The 16,040-nt window shown below is 72.1% G+C and carries 12 protein-coding genes; 7 read left to right on the top strand and 5 right to left on the bottom strand.

All coding sequences use genetic code 11. The features are described from left to right. Positions 1-18 precede the first annotated feature (18 nt). A complete protein-coding gene (locus ACIQWG_RS15855) occupies positions 19-363 on the top strand; it encodes a GNAT family N-acetyltransferase (protein ID WP_404095377.1) in 345 nt (114 codons plus the stop codon). A gap of 464 nt (positions 364-827) precedes the next feature. Here the strand turns inward: ACIQWG_RS15855 and ACIQWG_RS15850 are convergent, their stop codons facing one another. From ACIQWG_RS15850 to gndA, 3 genes are all read right to left on the bottom strand, one after another. Continuing rightward, positions 828-2,420: an alpha/beta fold hydrolase gene (locus ACIQWG_RS15850; RefSeq protein WP_404095375.1), complete on the bottom strand. Its 1,593-nt coding sequence runs from the start codon at positions 2,418-2,420 to the stop codon at positions 828-830. Further along, positions 2,417-3,937, bottom strand: coding sequence for an alpha/beta fold hydrolase (locus ACIQWG_RS15845; RefSeq protein WP_404095880.1), 1,521 nt, complete (start codon positions 3,935-3,937; stop codon positions 2,417-2,419). Before ACIQWG_RS15845 ends, ACIQWG_RS15850 begins: the two co-directional genes overlap by 4 nt. Before the next feature lie 339 nt (positions 3,938-4,276). Continuing rightward, a complete protein-coding gene (gndA, locus tag ACIQWG_RS15840) occupies positions 4,277-5,716 on the bottom strand; it encodes an NADP-dependent phosphogluconate dehydrogenase (protein WP_404095373.1) in 1,440 nt (479 codons plus the stop codon). A 306-nt stretch (positions 5,717-6,022) separates the two neighbouring features. Here gndA and ACIQWG_RS15835 point away from each other — a divergent pair, with 306 nt between their 5' ends. Then, on the top strand, positions 6,023-7,204 hold the full coding sequence (locus ACIQWG_RS15835) for a transglycosylase family protein (RefSeq protein WP_404095371.1): 1,182 nt from the start codon (positions 6,023-6,025) through the stop codon (positions 7,202-7,204). Here the strand turns inward: ACIQWG_RS15835 and ACIQWG_RS15830 are convergent. Then, positions 7,194-8,312 carry a DMT family transporter gene (locus tag ACIQWG_RS15830; protein WP_404095368.1) on the bottom strand — a complete coding sequence of 373 codons (1,119 nt, stop codon included), beginning with the start codon at positions 8,310-8,312 and terminating at the stop codon, positions 7,194-7,196. The two genes, ACIQWG_RS15835 and ACIQWG_RS15830, sit on opposite strands and share 11 nt — an antisense overlap. Before the next feature lie 228 nt (positions 8,313-8,540). On the opposite strand from ACIQWG_RS15830, the gene ACIQWG_RS15825 reads away from it, so the two are divergent. The 3 genes from ACIQWG_RS15825 to glgC are packed head-to-tail and all read left to right on the top strand — an operon-like array spanning position 8,541 to position 11,743. Then, positions 8,541-9,278, top strand: a complete 738-nt coding sequence (locus ACIQWG_RS15825; RefSeq protein ID WP_404095365.1) for a (2Fe-2S)-binding protein — start codon at positions 8,541-8,543, stop codon at positions 9,276-9,278. 41 nt (positions 9,279-9,319) lie between these two features. Next, positions 9,320-10,471, top strand: coding sequence for a glycogen synthase (glgA, locus tag ACIQWG_RS15820; protein WP_404095363.1), 1,152 nt, complete (start codon positions 9,320-9,322; stop codon positions 10,469-10,471). 51 nt (positions 10,472-10,522) lie between these two features. Next, the gene (gene glgC / locus ACIQWG_RS15815) at positions 10,523-11,743 is read left to right on the top strand and encodes a glucose-1-phosphate adenylyltransferase (RefSeq protein ID WP_404095361.1); all 1,221 of its coding nucleotides are present in this window, start codon (positions 10,523-10,525) and stop codon (positions 11,741-11,743) included. 31 nt (positions 11,744-11,774) lie between these two features. Here the strand turns inward: glgC and ACIQWG_RS15810 are convergent, their stop codons facing one another. Then, complete coding sequence (locus tag ACIQWG_RS15810; protein WP_404095359.1) at positions 11,775-12,446, bottom strand: hypothetical protein; 672 nt, start codon at positions 12,444-12,446, stop codon at positions 11,775-11,777. 576 nt (positions 12,447-13,022) lie between these two features. Between ACIQWG_RS15810 and ACIQWG_RS15805 the strand changes: the two genes are divergently transcribed. After that, positions 13,023-14,360, top strand: coding sequence for a wax ester/triacylglycerol synthase family O-acyltransferase (locus tag ACIQWG_RS15805; RefSeq protein WP_404095358.1), 1,338 nt, complete (start codon positions 13,023-13,025; stop codon positions 14,358-14,360). 121 nt (positions 14,361-14,481) lie between these two features. Continuing rightward, positions 14,482-16,002: an SDR family NAD(P)-dependent oxidoreductase gene (locus ACIQWG_RS15800; RefSeq protein ID WP_404095356.1), complete on the top strand. Its 1,521-nt coding sequence runs from the start codon at positions 14,482-14,484 to the stop codon at positions 16,000-16,002. Positions 16,003-16,040: the final 38 nt, after the last annotated feature.

The raw sequence follows: 16,040 nt of genomic DNA, 5'->3' as shown, positions 1-16,040 counted from the left end.
CGGACCAGGGAGCGTGCCATGAGCGACATCGAGATCCGCGACGACCGGGCGGCGGGCCGTCTGGAGGCCCTCCAGGGCGACGAAGTCATCGGCCGTATCGAGTACTTCGTGCTCGAAGCCCCGGAGCGCGCCCTGGTCCCGGTGCACACCATCGTGGAACCGGCCCACGAGGGCAAGGGCATCGCGGGCTCCCTGGCCCGTGAGCTGTACGGCATCGCCGCGCGCGAGGGCACGGGAGTGGCGCCGCTGTGCCCGTACGTCGTGAAGTGGGCGGAACGGCACCCGGACGAGGCGCCGGCCGCCGACCCGCGGCTGGTGGAGGCGGCGATGGACTGGCTGCGGGAGCACCCCGACCGGTTCTGACGGCGCGCGCCGCCGGGTCAGCACCGCCTCCGACGGGCCCACTTGGGCGCCCGCATTGACGCGGGTGAGTGACTGGTGGCGCGGCCTTCGGGTACGCGGGGGAGTAGTCCAGAGCCGATGCCCGATGGACTGTTCTGGAGGACGCCATGACGAACCCGTACCCGGACCCGGTCCACCCCGGACCGACACCCAGCCCGGAGCCGCCGCCTCCGGAGCCCCCGCACCCCGAGCCGCACCCGGTCCCGCCCCCGGAGCCCTCGCCGGCTCCCGAACCGCCCGCACCGGGACCGCCCGCCCCCGGACCGCCCCCCACCCCGGGGCCGCCCCCGCCGGGCCCGGGACCGACACCGCCCGCGCCGGAGCCCCCGAGCCCGCCCTCCCCGTCGCCGATCCCGCCGGGACCGGAGCCGGTGCCGAACCCGGAGCCCGGACCGCCGCTGACCTGAGCGTCCGCCGGGCCGGTCCTACGGCGCGATCTCGAACCTGGGCGGCTGGACGCGCGCCAGGCATGACCGGTCCGGCGCGTTCGGCGACCGGAAGAACGAGACGGTGATCGCCCGCGCGCACGGTGACTCGGCGAAAGCCACATGGGCGACGTAGGGGACCGTGACGGCGGTGGACCGGCTCAGCGTCCGGGCCACGTAGGCCCCATTGCTCGCCCCGGTCTGGGCGTCGAACCCGGCCGACATCACGAGCGTCGGGATGGCGCTGTACGTCACGTTCCGGATCGAGCGCGGAGCCGGAGGGACCTTCCAGGCGCGGCAGTCGGCGTGGAGGAAGGGGAGCTGCGGCGCGTTGACCAGGACCGAGCGCGGGAACGACGGGAACGCCCGCCGCCCGGCCCGGAGCACGTCGGCCTCGCTCTCGTACGGCGTCCACTCACGGCAGAAGACGCCGTACGCCAGCCCGTGGGCGAGCCGGCCGATGGCCTGCGGGGCGAGTTTTCCGCCCGCCCACTGCTGGGCGATCCGCTGCGGGTTGCCGTGGGCCAGCTCGTCGATCGAACGCGGAACTCCGGCTGCCACATGCGTGGCGGAGGTCAGCCAGTTCACCAGGACCCCGCCGTCCAGCACGACCCGGACCGGCGAGGGCCGGTCCGGGACCGTCACGGTGGTGACGATCGGCCGGGCTTCGAGGCGCCGGACCAGGCGCTCGAAGGTGCCCCGCAGATCCGGGTAGCGGCGGTTGCAGGAGGGCTGCCGCTCGCAGGCCCGGAACAGGCCGTCGAAGCCCTGTCGTGCGGCGCTCCAGGTGAGGCTCGCCCCGGCCAGGGACGGCGGCAGGACACCGTCGATGCCGACCGACCGGATGCCCTGCGGGAACTTGCGCATGTAGGTCAGCGCCAGGTCGGTGCCGTAGGAGATGCCGAACACGTTCCACCACCGGATGCCCAGGGCGAGACGCAGGTCGGCGTAGTCGGCGGCGCTCTCGGCGGTTTCGTAGGCGGGCAGGTCGGCGCCTAGGCGGGTCAGCCGGTCGCGGCAGGCGCGCGTCGCCCGCACGTGCAGCCGTCCGGTGGACGGGGCGCCGTAGACCAGGCCGAGGGCACGCGCGTTGAACTCGTCGATGTTCGGGCAGGTCAGCGCCGGGTCGGCCGAGTAGGTCCCGCGCTGGGACATGAAGATGACGTCCCGGTCGCGGTTCAGGCCGCCGTCGATCGCCAGCTGGGCCTCGGAGACCGCGTCGTCGCCGGGTCCGCCGGCGAACCACACGATCGGGTCGGACGCCCGTCTGCCGGTGGCCGCCCGCACGACGGCGACGCCGAGGGTGATCTTCCGCCCCGTGGGCCGGGAGCGGTTCTCGGGCACGGTGAGCGTGCCGCAGTAAGCCCCCTCCAGGGCGGGGACCGGGTCCGCGGTCCTCGGGCAGGGTCCCGGCACGAAGCGGGCGTGGCCCACGGTGCGGGCCACCGTGCCGAGGGGTGCGCCGGAGTCGTCCCCGGCGCGGGCGGGTGTCGCGACGAGGCCGGCGACGAGGAGGCCGGCCGTGGCCCCGGCCAGCGTGGCCGGGAGCCGTCGGGCGGTGCCCCGGTGGTGGGAGGAGCGGACGGACATCATGCGGTCTCCGGGGTCGGGATGATGGTGAACGGCTTCGGCGCGAGGTGCGCCACACAGCGGGTGTCGGGCGCGAGCGGACGTACCTGGAACGAGGCGAGGACCTGCTGCGCGCAGGGCGACTGCGGGACCACCCAGTGGCCGATGCCGGGAATCCGCACCGTGGTCGACTGGGACAGCGTCCGGGCCGCGTAAGCGCCCCAGCGCGCCCCGGTCTTCGCGTCGAAGGTTCCGGAGAGCACCAGCGTCGGCAGCGCACTGGCCGTCGTCACCCGCTGCACGGCCGTACGGTCCGGGACGTTCCAGACCCGGCAGACGTCGTGCTCGAAGGGCAGCTGCGGTGCCTGCGCCAGGACCGTGTCCGGCCAGCCGGGAAACGCTCGCCGTCCCGCCCTGAGCAGGTCGGCACGGGTATGGCCGGGCACCCACTCGGCGCAGGCCACCGACTGGGTCAGACCGTGTGCGAACTCGCCGACGACGGGTGCCGATCCGGCGGCGCGGGCCCGCGCGAAGCGGGTCGGGTTGCCACGGGAGAGTTCGTCGAGCGCGGCGGGGACGTCGACGGCCGGGACGGCGTTGGCGACCAGCAGATTGACCAACGCGCCCCCGTCGAGGACGACCCGCACCGGGTCCCCGCCCGCCGGTGGCCGCGCCATCAGGGTCAGGGGGCGTGCCTCCAGCCGTCGGACCTGTTCCGTCAGCAGACGCGGGAGGTTCGGGTAGCGGCTGCGGCAGCGCGGCTGGGCCGCGCACGCCGCGAAGATCGTGTGGATCCCCTCACGGGCGCTGTCCCACGTCCACGGCAGGCTGACGATCTGCGGCGGAACCACGGAGTCGATCGCGACCGAGCGGATCCCCCGAGGGTGCAGCCGCAGGTAGGTGAGGGCCAGGTCGGTGCCGTAGGAGTAGCCGTAGACGTTCCACCGGTCGATGCCCAGCGCCCTGCGCAGGTCGGCGAAGTCCGCCGCGTTCTCGGTGGTGTTGTAGGCGCCGAGCTCGACTCCGCCGGCGGTGAGGCGGTCCCGGCACTGCCGGGTCGCACGCACCAGACGCTGCCCGGTCGACGGCGCGTCGTAGCGCAGCCCGACGGCTTCGGCGTAGAAGCGGTCGATCTCGGGGCAGGCGAGATTCGGCCGTGTGTGGAGGGTGCCGCGCTGGGCCATGACGATCAGATCGCGGTCGCGGTTCAGGCCGGAGTCGATCAGGAAGGGGATGTCGCCGATCGCGTCGCCGCCGGGACCGCCCGTCATGAACACCACGGGCACCGCGCCCGGCGTCCGCGAGACGGCCGGGATGATCGCGACGGCCAGCCGGATCGTCCGTCCGCCGCGCCGGGCGCGGTTCTCGGGCACCTCAAGGACCCCGCACCGCCCCGGCACCGGCTCGGGCGTGGCCGGGCAGGGACCGGGCACGAACCGTGCGGGAGCGCCCGGCCGCGCCTCGCCCGCGGGCGCCGACAGGGCACTGCTGGGGGTGGGGGCGAGCGCGCCCAGGAGGACCAGACCTGCCACGCCGTACATCCAGCGCCCTCGTGCGTACCGGTACCGCGTCCGCTTTCGCACGGACCCGCCGCTCCCTCGAACGGACGGCAGACAGCCCGTTCCGATGCCCTGTTCCGCCATGTGATCCCGTTTCTCCGACGTCCCGGACACGTCGACGTCGACGACGCCGCGTGGCGCCGCCCGTCACCCAGGGACTGCGGACGGGAACGGCGTAGGCCAGCCTCGGCGCGCGGACGGACGCCCACCACTCGGCTGCGCCACTCGGAGCAGTACGGCCTCACCCGGACACAGGTCCGCCCCGTGCCCGGATCGGCGATCCGGGCACGGGGCGGTCACACAGGGCGGACCGGGCAGGTCCTAGGCGGACACCTCCGAGCGGTCCCCGCCCCACAGCGTGTGGAACGAGCCGTCCTGGTCGGTGCGCCGGTAGGTGTGCGCACCGAAGAAGTCCCGCTGCCCCTGCGTGAGGGCCGCGGGCAGCCGCTCCGCGCGCAGCGCGTCGTAGTACGCGAGGGCCGCCGCGAAGCCCGGGGTGGGCACACCCTGGCGGGTCGCGGCGACGAGCACCTCACGCCAGTCGTCCTGGGCGTCGGCGATCTCCCGCGCGAACGTCTCGTCCGACAGCAGGCTCGGCAGGTCGGCGCGTGCGTCGTAGGCGGCGCGGATACGGTCCAGGAACGCCGCGCGGATGATGCAGCCACCGCGCCAGATGGCCGAGACCGCGCCCAGGTCGATGTCCCAGTCGTACTCGGCGCGGGCCGCGTCGATCTCGTGGAAGCCCTGCGTGTACGACACGATCTTCGACGCGTACAGCGCCTGCTCGACCCGGTCGGCGAAGGCCGCCGCCTCCGCCTCGCCCAGCGGCGTGGCCTTCGGGCCGACCAGTCCGCGCGAGGCCTCGCGCAGCGCCGCGTGCCCGGACAGGGAGCGGGCGAAGACCGCCTCCGCGATGCCGGACACCGGCACACCCAGGTCCAGGGCGATCTGGACCGTCCAGCGGCCGGTGCCCTTCTGCTCGGCCTGGTCGACGACCACGTCCACGAACGGCTTGCCCGTCGCGGCGTCCACGTGCGACAGCACCTCGGCGGTGATCTCGATCAGGTACGAGTCGAGGCGGCCCTGGTTCCAGGTCCGGAAGATCTCCGCGATCTGCGCCGGCTCGTACCCGGCGACGTCGCGCAGCAGCTGGTAGGCCTCGCCGATCAGCTGCATGTCGGCGTACTCGATGCCGTTGTGCACCATCTTCACGAAGTGCCCGGCGCCGTCCGGACCCACGTGGGTCACACAGGGCGCCCCGTCCTTCGCCTTCGCGGAGATCTTCTCCAGCATCGGGCCCAGCGAGTCGTACGACTCCTTCGGGCCGCCCGGCATGATGCTCGGGCCGTGCAGCGCGCCCTCCTCGCCGCCCGAGACGCCCATGCCGACGAAGTGGATGCCCTGCTCGCGCAGGTCCCGCTCGCGGCGCCGGGTGTCGGCGAAGTGCGCGTTGCCACCGTCGATGATCATGTCGCCGGGCTCAAGGAGCGGCGCGAACTCCTGGATCACCGCGTCGGTCGGCTCACCGGCCTTCACCATGATCACCAGCCGCCGCGGCCGCTCCAGCGCCGCCACGAACTCCTTGGCGGTCTCGGCGGCGATGAACTCGCCCTCGCTCCCGAACTCGTCCACCAGCGCCCGCGTACGCGCCGGCGTCCGGTTGTGCACCGCGACCGTATAGCCGTTGCGGGCGAAGTTCCGGGCGAGGTTGCGGCCCATGACCGCGAGACCCGTGACGCCGATCTGCGCCGAAGTGCTCATGCGTTGGCTCCTAGTGACCTCGATATAACGCGGTGCCGGACCGCAGCGGTGCCGGTCCTGCCCGCCAGTATTGCCCCATCGTCCATCCTGACGTGCCCGTACTCCGAGCGCACATCCGGGTGGCGCGATGTCGCAGGCACATACGCACGAAACGCCCCGGCGCACTCAGTGGTCACCGGCACCGGACAACGCGCGCCCCTTACGCGCCACTTGGCGTGAACGGGAGGCTGATTTTCCGTCTTGTCATGGCCTGTTCGCGGCGCTTACTTTTGCCCCTCCTGACGCATGTCAATGGGGGGCTCCTTCATGGCCGTACGCGGCCGGCACCGCCGGTACCAGCCGAACAGGATCAACCGCGCCTCACTCACGGTCACCGCGGGCGGCGCCGGGATGGCGCTGCCCCTCATCGGCACCGGCGTGGCGCACGCGGCCGACGTGGACACCTGGAACAAGGTCGCGGCCTGCGAGTCGACCAACAGGTGGCACGTCAACACCGGAAACGGCTTCTACGGCGGTCTCCAGTTCGCCCAGTCGACGTGGGAGGCCTACGGCGGCGCCCGGTACGCGGCACGCGCCGACCTGGCCACGAAGGACCAGCAGATCGCCGTCGCGGAGAAGGTGCTGGACGGGCAGGGGCCCGGCGCCTGGCCCGTGTGCTCGGTGCGTGCCGGACTGACCAGGGGCGGCGACACCCCCGACATCCAGCCGGCCGGCACCATCAAGAGGGCCCAGAAGACCTCGAAGACCTCCGTCCAGGACGTCCAGCCGCAGACCACGCCCCAGTCGCGGGCGGGCACCGCCGAGATGTACACCGTGGTCCACGGCGACACCCTCTCGGAGATCGCCGAGTCGCAGGAGGTCAAGGGCGGTTGGCGGGGCCTGTACGCCGCGAACCGGAAGGCGATCGGGGCGGACCCCGACCTCATCCTCCCGGGGCAGCGGCTCGCCCTGCGCGGCAAGGCCGCCCCTGATACCAAGCCCAGGTCAGCCCCCGAGTCCAGCCCCAAGGCTGCTCCCAGGACCACTCCCAAGTCCGCTCCCAAGAAGACCTCTTCGGAGCGTGACGAGCAGGCCACGAGCAGTCGCTCCCTGGTCGCCCCGGTGAGCGCCTCGACCGGTACGCCGTACCGCAAGGCCGGCTCGTCGTGGTCGAAGGGCTACCACACCGGCGTCGACTTCGCCGTGCCGACCGGCACCTCCGTACGGTCCGTCGGCACCGGGCAGGTGGTGAGCGCCGGGTGGGAGGGGTCCTTCGGCTACCAGGTGGTGATCCGGCACGCCGACGGCAGCTACAGCCAGTACGCCCATCTCTCGGCGATCTCCGTGAAGGACGGACAGTCGGTGGGCGCCGGGCAGCGGATCGGCCGCTCCGGGTCCACGGGCAACAGCACGGGCCCGCATCTGCACTTCGAGGTGCGGACGGGGCCCGGTTTCGGTTCCGACATCGACCCGGTGGCCTACCTCCGGGCCGGCGGCGTCAGGATTTGACGCGTGTCCGATGCCGGTCGAGCACCGGCATCGGGACGTACGGGCCGCCGTAGAAGGGGCCGTAGACGTTCGGGGAGGCCGAGTCGGGCCGCGACACTGGCTCCGCCGCCTCCTCGTACGGCCCCTGGGCGACCTGGACCGGTATGAGCACGCCCTCGATGCTCTCGATGTCGTCGATGTCGTCGATGTCCTCGATCCCCTCGGCCTTGTCGATCCCCTCGATCCCGTCGGGCAGGACGAACGCCGGTGCGGGGGCCGCAACCTCGGCCTGCTTCTCCGTGCGCGCGATCCGCTCCGTCGTCAGCAGGATCAGGCCGCCCGCCGCCACCACTCCGCAGCCGAGGGCGAGCACGGTCCCGGTCGTGCCGTACCGGAAGGTCTCGCCGAACATCGTTATGCCGACCGCGGCGGCCACCACCGGGTTCACCACCGTCAGCGTGGCCAGCGGCGCCGCGAGTCCCGCGCCCCGGTAGGCGGCCTGGGACAGCAGCAGACCGGCCGTGGCGAAGACGCCGATCGTGGCCAGGGCCGGCACGTCGGCCATCGAAACCCCGCCGTTCCAGTCGACGGCGACGATCTTGGTGAACACCGAGGACATGCCGAAGGCTATGCCGGAGGCGACCGCGAGCAGCATGCTGCGCACCGCAGGGTGCCGGTGGGCGGCCCGGCCCGCGACCATCAGCGTCACGACCACGCCGCCGGTGATCAGGGCCACCGCGACCCGCTCGGCCGTGGCCAGCGACTGCGACTCGGAGGCGCCGACCAGGGACAGCAGTCCGGCGAGACCGACGGTCGCCATGATGGCGCCGCGCCAGGCCGTCGAACCGGCCTTACGACCCACGAACAGCGCCGCCATCGGCAGCGCGAACACGATCGTCAGCGCGCCCAGGGGCTGGACCAGGCTGAGCGGACCGAACGCCAGCGCCACCACGTGCAGCAGACCGCCGAGGCCGTTCAGCGCCACCGCCGCCCACCAGCCCGGCCGGCGCATCGGCGCGAAGTGCTGATCCGGGGACGACACCGCGACCCGCTCCTGTACGATCGCCCCGCCCGCGTAGGCCACCGCGGAGACGAGCGACAGAAGCACGGACAACGCGAGGGCGCTCATGAGCTGCTCCTCTGCGTGAGACGGGGACGGTTGCCCCGGTGCGGCGATCGGTCGGCTCTCATACTCAACACGATCCCTCGAAAACTTCTTCCCGTCGTCGTCCCAGAGCACGCACTGTGTCCTACTGCCGATGGAGTACGACGACGGTCAAGTCATCCCCAAGAGGGGTGACCCCGGACGGACACCCTCAGGTGAGAACCCCGACAGCGCCTGCTACTACTGCTCTTCGTGGATCTCGACCCCGGCCTCGCCGCGCTCCGGCCGCTCGGCGGCTTCTTCGTACTACGCACAGCGGGGAAGGCTCCTCGCCCCCTACCGACCCTCGCGCAGGCGTACGGCGAACCGCCGTCGACGGAACACGGCGATCCGCTGGTCTCGCGGATCCGCAAGGTCGCGGACGCCCTGCGCGCCCCCGAGGAGCGGATCGCCGCTTCGGTGGCCCAGCTGGGCCTGGCCGCCCGGCTGTGGTCGGTCACCCTCGGCTGCGCGGCGCTGTACGGCACGATCCCGGACCTCGATCCGCGTCTGCTCCGCTGGGACCCCGAGGGCAGCGCCCCCGACGACCTGTGGCTCACCGAAGTGCACCCGCGGAGGGCGGACCCGGCCGGCGTAGGGGCCGCCGTCCTGCACGGCCACCTCGAACCGCTGCACGCGGCCCTGACCGCCCGCTACCGCGTGGCGACCGGCCTGCTGTGGGGCAACGCGGGATCCGCGCTCGCGGGCGCCGCCCGCCAGCTCGACGGGTGGGCGCGCGCCGACGGCCGTACCGACGCCGCCGACCGGGCCCGCGCCCTGACCGCGGAGCTCTTCACCCACCCGCTGCTGGCCGGTACGGGGACATTCACCGGAAACGCCTTCCGCCGCCACAGCTGTTGCCTCTACTACCGGGTGCCGGGCGGCGGGGTGTGCGGTGACTGTTGCTTCACACGAGCCCCGCGCTCTTCCCCACGCGCCCCGTCTGGGTGACCATGAAAGGGCAACAAGCCGCTGAGAACAGGGGGTTCCGGGTGCGTGTGGGACTGCTGACCCGGGAGTACCCGCCGGATGTGTACGGCGGCGCGGGTGTCCATGTCGAGTTCCTCGCCCGGGAGTTGCGGGATCTCGTCGACCTGGAGGTGCACTGCTGGGGCGAGGGCCGCGGAGTGGGCGTACAACGACACCGCCCCTGGTCCGCGCTCGACACCGCCAACGACGCGCTGCGCACCTTCTCCGTGGACCTGGCCATGGCAGCCGGACTCGAAGGCCGCGAACTCGTCCACTCCCACACCTGGTACGCCAACCTCGCCGGCCACCTCGGCAAGTTGCAGTACGGCATCCCGCATGTGATGACCGCCCACTCGCTGGAGCCGCTGCGCCCCTGGAAGGCCGAGCAACTCGGCGGCGGATACGCCTTGTCCAGCTGGGCCGAGCGCACCGCGATCGAGTCCGCCGACGCGGTGATCGCCGTGTCCGGAGCCATGCGCGAGGACATCCTCGGCTGCTACCCGGCGCTGGACCCGGGCCGGGTCCACGTCGTGCACAACGGCATCGACACCACCCTCTACCGGCCGGACCGGCGCTCCGACGTCCTCGCCCGCTTCGGCCTGGCCGCCGACCGCCCCTACGTGCTGTTCGTCGGCCGGATCACCCGCCAGAAGGGCGTGCCCCATCTGCTGCGCGCGGTACGGGACATCGACCCGTCCGCGCAGGTCGTGCTGTGCGCGGGCGCCCCCGACACCCCGGAGATCGACCAGGAGTTCCGCGATCTCTACCAGGAGCTCAGCCGGGTCCGTGCGGGCGTGCACTGGATCCCGCAGATGCTGCCGCGCCCCGAGGTGATCCAACTCCTCACCCATGCGGCCGTGTTCGTCTGCCCTTCGGTGTACGAACCCCTCGGCATCGTCAACCTGGAGGCGATGGCCTGCGGAACTCCCGTGGTGGCTTCGCGGGTCGGCGGCATTCCCGAGGTCGTCGAGGACGGCAAGACGGGCCTGCTGGTCCCGCTGGACGACGACTTCGAGGCGGGCCTCGCGCGGGCGCTGGACTCGGTGCTCGGCGACCCGGAGACCGCCCGGCGGATGGGCGAGGCCGGACGGGAGCGCGCGGTGGGGGAGTTCGGCTGGGACGCGGTGGCCCGACGGACGGCGGGGCTCTACCGGGAGATCCTCAAACAGGCTTAGCGCGCGCCACCCGGGGGCAGGCTGGGATCAACCACGGTGAGGGGAGCGGCCATGCGTCGTGGCGGACCTTCGGTGCTCGGAATCGTACTGGCGGGCGGAGAAGGCAAACGCCTGATGCCCCTGACCGCGGACCGCGCGAAACCAGCGGTCACCTTCGGCGGCACCTACCGTCTCGTCGACTTCGTCCTGTCCAATCTCGTCAACGCCGACATCCTGCGCATCTGCGTCCTCACCCAGTACAAGTCGCACTCCCTGGACCGCCACATCACCACGACCTGGCGGATGTCCAGCCTGCTGGGCAACTACGTCACCCCGGTCCCGGCCCAGCAGCGGCTCGGACCGCGCTGGTTCCTCGGCAGCGCGGACGCGATCCTCCAGTCCTTGAACCTGGTCTACGACGAACGGCCCGAGTACGTCGCGGTGTTCGGCGCCGACCACGTGTACCGCATGGACCCGCGCCAGATGCTCGCGCAGCACGTCGAGAGCGGCGCGGGCGTCACCGTGGCGGGCATACGGGTGCCGCGCGTCGAATCGTCGTCCTTCGGCGTGATCAGCCCCGGCTCGGACGGCCAGACGGTGCAGAGCTTCCTGGAGAAGCCGGCCGACCCGCCCGGCCTGCCGGACGACCCCGAGTGCGTCTTCGCCTCGATGGGCAACTACATCTTCACCACCAAGACCCTGGTCGAGGCGCTCCAGCGGGACGCGGAGGACGAGAACTCCGTGCACGACATGGGCGGTTCGATCCTGCCCCAGCTCACCGACCGGGGCGAGGCCCATCTGTACGACTTCAGTGCCAACCATGTGCCCGGCGAGACCACCCGCGACCAGGGCTACTGGCGGGACGTCGGCACCCTGGACGCCTACTACGACGCGCACATGGACCTCATCGCCGAGCGCCCCGCCTTCAACCTCTTCAACCGCAGCTGGCCCATCTACACCCACTCCAACCAGCTGTCCCCGGCCCGCTTCAACGCGGGCGGCATCGCCAGCGAGTCCATCATCAGCGCCGGCTGTCTGATCCGCGGACAGGTCACGCGGTCCGTGCTCTCACCGGGCGTGGTGGTCGACCCGGGGGCCGTGGTGCAGGGGTCGGTGCTGCACGACAACGTGCACATCGGGCGGGGCGCGGTGGTGCGCGGGGCGGTGCTCGACAAGAACGTCGACGTACCGCCCGGCGCGACGATCGGCGTCAACCCGGAGCGGGACGCCGACCTGTACACCGTCTCCAAGGGGGGCGTGATCGCGCTGGGGAAGGGCCAGCGGGTGTCCTGACGGTCCTGCGCCGGCCCCCTCCCCGGTGCGCTCAGCCGCCGCGCGTGAAGAGCTCTCCCCGGGTCGAGCCGGACGAGCAGAGCTTCTTCTCGTCGGCCGTCATCTTCCGGGACTTGACCACGACCGCGTTGTGCTTGCCGTCCGTGCCGTTCGGGGCGGGACCGGTGACCGTGTCGGGCACGAACCAGTAGTAGTGCCCCCACTTCGGGTCGTCGTAGTGGGTCTGCCAGGTGCCGGTTATCCGCTGCATCACCTGGGCGCGGGAGATCCAGCCCACTTCCCCCGGCCGCACGCTCACGGTGAAGGTGCTCGTCTCCGTGTGGGAGCTCTGCCATGTGTAGTTGTACGTCGCGGTCACACTCGCCGTGATGATCCCTTCGATGCCCCCGCCGACGGTGACCGAGCCTCCCACCGAGTGGGAGGAGCCCACGGTGTCGGCCCACGCCATCGACTGGGAGGCGGGCGAGGCGGTGCAGTTGTAGAGCAGCTCGGAGACCTGACGGGGCTCACCGAGGTAGGCCTTGCCGATCTCCGGGGAGTTGAAGCTGCACTTGCCTTCCCCGGAAGCGCAATCGGCCACGATCTGCTCCGCGGTGGGCTGCTCCTCGGCCATGGCCGGCACGGCTGTGGCGATCATCCCGAACGCCGTCGTCGCCAGCACCAGGGTGCGGCCGCCGTACCGCAGGGCGCGGTTCCTCGTCATGGTTGTACTGCCTCTCGCCGTACGTGGGGGGACGGCGACCGGGCCCGTCGCTCTCGCTGGGGCCCGAGTCACCTCGTGGTGCCCACGAGGCTCACGTAATCGACGGCCGAGCTACACCAAGAATTCGCAAAGTTGTACTTGATTCGGCAACTGATGTGCTGTCAATCCAACTTACGGAGAGGCCGGTTGGCCGTCCGCGGGTCGCGTACTTCGAAGGGTGGACACGGGAAAGCGCCCATCTGGAGTACCCGTGCGCGCGGCCGCCCCGGAGCGCCGCCCGCGGGCGTGCGCCGAACGGGTGCTCACCTGCGGCCGCGCGGTGCCCGGCCCGGCCGCCGCTCGGGTGACGGGCGGGCGCGGAGTGTCGATCCGTGACGCCTCCCGGGTGACACGTTCGGGATGCCCGGTGCCGCTACCCGTGGTGAAGTGACCTCATATGCACCATGAGTCCCGCCCCTTTCGTGAGGGGCGGGACTTAATCTGCTGTTAACTGAGCGTAGCTTGATCGTACTTGACTGTAATCGCCCGCGGGCGATTGACTTCTGGTCCACCCGTCGCCCGACGCGAGGCAAGCCATTGACTTCTGACCTGCTCGCACCCCTCGACCTGGCGTTCTGGAACATCGAGTCCGCCGCCCACCCCATGCACTTGGGTGCGCTCGGTGTCTTCGCCACGCATTCGCCCACGGCGGGCGCGCACGCGGCCGACCTGCTCGCCGCGCGCGCGGCCGCGGTTCCCGGGCTGCGGATGCGGATCCGTGACGCATGGCAGCCACGCGGTCTTCTCCAGCCGTTCTCCTTCGGTGGCGCCACCCGCGAACCCGCTCCGGACTTCGACCCGCTCGACCACGTCCGGCTGCACGCTCCGACCGGCGATTTCCACGAGGCGGCCGGCCGGCTGATGGAGCGTCCGCTGGAGCGCGGGCGTCCGCCGTGGGAGGCGCATGTGCTGCCGGGTGCGGACGGGCAGTCGTTCGCCGTGCTGTTCAAGTTCCACCACGCCCTGGCCGACGGGCTGCGGGCGCTGACCCTCGCCGCCGCCGTCCTGGACCCCATGGACATGCCCGACCGCAGGCCCCGCCCCGAGGCGCCCGCGCGCAGCCGCCTGCCCGATGTGCGCAGGCTGCCGGGTCTGCTGCGCGGCGCGGTGTCCGATGTCGGCCGGGCCCTGGACATCGGTGCCTCCGTGGCCCTGTCGACCCTCGGGATGAGCTCGTCGACCGCGCTGACCTCCGACCCGAGCGGCACCCGCCGTACCGCCGGAGTCGTCGTCGACATCGACGATGTGCACGTGATCCGCAAGGCCGTCGGCGGCACCGTCAACGACGTCCTCATCGCGGTGGTCGCCGGCGCCCTGCGCCGCTGGCTCGACGAGCGCGGCGACGGCAGCGAGGGCGTCGCGCCCCGCGCGCTGATCCCCGTCTCCAGGCGCCGCCCGCGTACCGCGCATCCCCAGGGCAACCGGCTCTCGGGCTACTTGATACGGCTCCCGGTCGACGACCCCGACCCGCTGCGCCGCCTCGGCGCGGTCCGCACCGCCATGGACCGCAACAAGGACCTCGGCCCCAACCGGGGCGCGGGCGCCGTCGCCCTGCTCGCCGACCACGTACCGGCGCTCGGCCACCGGCTCGGCGGACCGCTGGTGTGCGGGGCCGCCCGGCTCTGGTTCGACATCCTCGTCACCAGCGTGCCGCTGCCCGGTATCGCCCTGAAGCTCGGCGGCCACCCGGTGACCGAGGTCTACCCCTTCGCTCCGCTGGCCCGCGGCCAGTCGCTGGCGGTGGCGATCTCGACGTACCGCGGACGCGTCCACTACGGACTCGTCGCCGACGCCGAGGCGGTTCCGGACCTGGATGTCCTGGCCAGGGCCGTCTCCGAGGAGGTCGCGGAGCTGATCACCGCCTGCGGTCCCTGAGCGCCCGCTCACCTGGCCGGTTCGCCGGATTTTGGAGGACTGGCCCGGCGCTCCGTAGAATTCCGCGTTCGAAAGCAGGCGCGACCGGAGCGCCGCGGGTGATCAGGGAACGGCAGCGGCGATGACGGTGACAGAGGACGGCTCGACGGCGACCACGCGGGACGTCGTGCCCGAGCTCGGTGACGAGGTCGTATACGGCCCCGGCATCGACCCCGAGCGGCTCGCCGTGTGCCTGAGCGTGCTGGACGAGCTGGACAAGCTGGAGGTCGACCACCCCGACGCGGTCGCCGTCCGCCGGGCCACCGCCGGCATCTACCGCACCGTGAAGCAGCGCCGCCGCCAGGAGCGCCGGGCCGCCAAGACCGCCCACGACAAGGCGGTCACGGAGGCCACGGCGACCGGCTCGGCGCAGCGCATCGACGACGAGACCGAGGGTCTGCTGCCCTCGTCGAACACCGAGGAGGGCAGGATCGCGGGGATACTCCAGCGCCCGCGCTCCTGCTACACCTGCAAGAGCCGGTACGTCGAGGTCGACTACTTCTACCACCAGCTCTGTCCCGACTGCGCCGCCCTGAACCGCGCCAAGCGCGACGTCCGCGCCGACCTCGCCGGCAAGCGTGCCCTGCTCACCGGCGGCCGCGCCAAGATCGGGATGTACATCGCGCTCAGGCTGCTGCGGGACGGCGCCCACACCACGATCACCACGCGTTTCCCGAAGGACGCCATCCGCCGCTTCAAGGCCATGGACGACTCCGCGGACTGGATCCATCGCCTGGAGGTCGTCGGCATCGACCTGCGCGACCCGGCCCAGGCCGTCGCCCTCGCCGAACAGGTCACCGAGGCCGGCCCGCTCGACATCCTCGTCAACAACGCCACGCAGACCGTACGCCGGCTGCCGTCCGCCTACGCCGCGCTGGTCGAGGGCGAGAGCGCCCCGCTGCCCGCCGGGGAACTCCCCGCCCACCAGGTCATCGGCGCCTTCAACTCCGGCGCGGTCGACGGTCTCGCCGCGCTGCCCCTCGGCATCAGCGGCCTCGACGCGCAGCAGGTCGCCGACCTCGCCCTGGTCGCGGGCAACGCCAGCGTCGCCCGGCACCTCGACGGCACCGCCATCGACGCGGGCGGCCTGGTCCCCGACGTCGTCGACAGCAACACCTGGGTGCAGACCATCGACCAGATCTCCCCGGTGGAGCTCCTGGAGACCCAGCTCTGCAACTACACCTCGCCGTTCATCCTGATCAGCGCGCTGCGCCCGGCCATGGCCGAGGCCGCGAAGAAGGCGGCGAGCGGGCGCGCGTACGTCGTGAACGTCTCGGCGATGGAAGGCGTCTTCGGCCGCGGCTACAAGGGCGCCGGGCACCCCAACACGAATGCCGCCAAGGCCGCGATGAACATGGTCACGCGGACCAGCGCGCAGGAGATGTTCCAGACCGACGGCATCCTCATGACCTCGGTCGACACCGGCTGGATCACGGACGAGCGACCGCACTACGACAAGCTGCGCCTGGCCGAGGCCGGCTTCCACGCGCCGCTGGACCTGGTGGACGGTGCCGCGCGGGTGTACGACCCGATCGTGCGCGGCGAGGCGGGGGACGACGTGTACGGGGTCTTTCTGAAGGACTACGCGCCCGGTAAGTGGTAAGTGGTGGGTGAGCGGGGTCGGTGGCGTGACGGCGGGCC

This window comes from Streptomyces sp. NPDC098781 (genome assembly GCF_044759995.1).
In the GTDB taxonomy this organism is placed as follows: Bacteria; Actinomycetota; Actinomycetes; order Streptomycetales; family Streptomycetaceae; genus Streptomyces.
The sequence above is the reverse complement of the archived record's forward strand: the minus strand, read 5'-3'. Positions and strand labels throughout refer to the sequence as shown.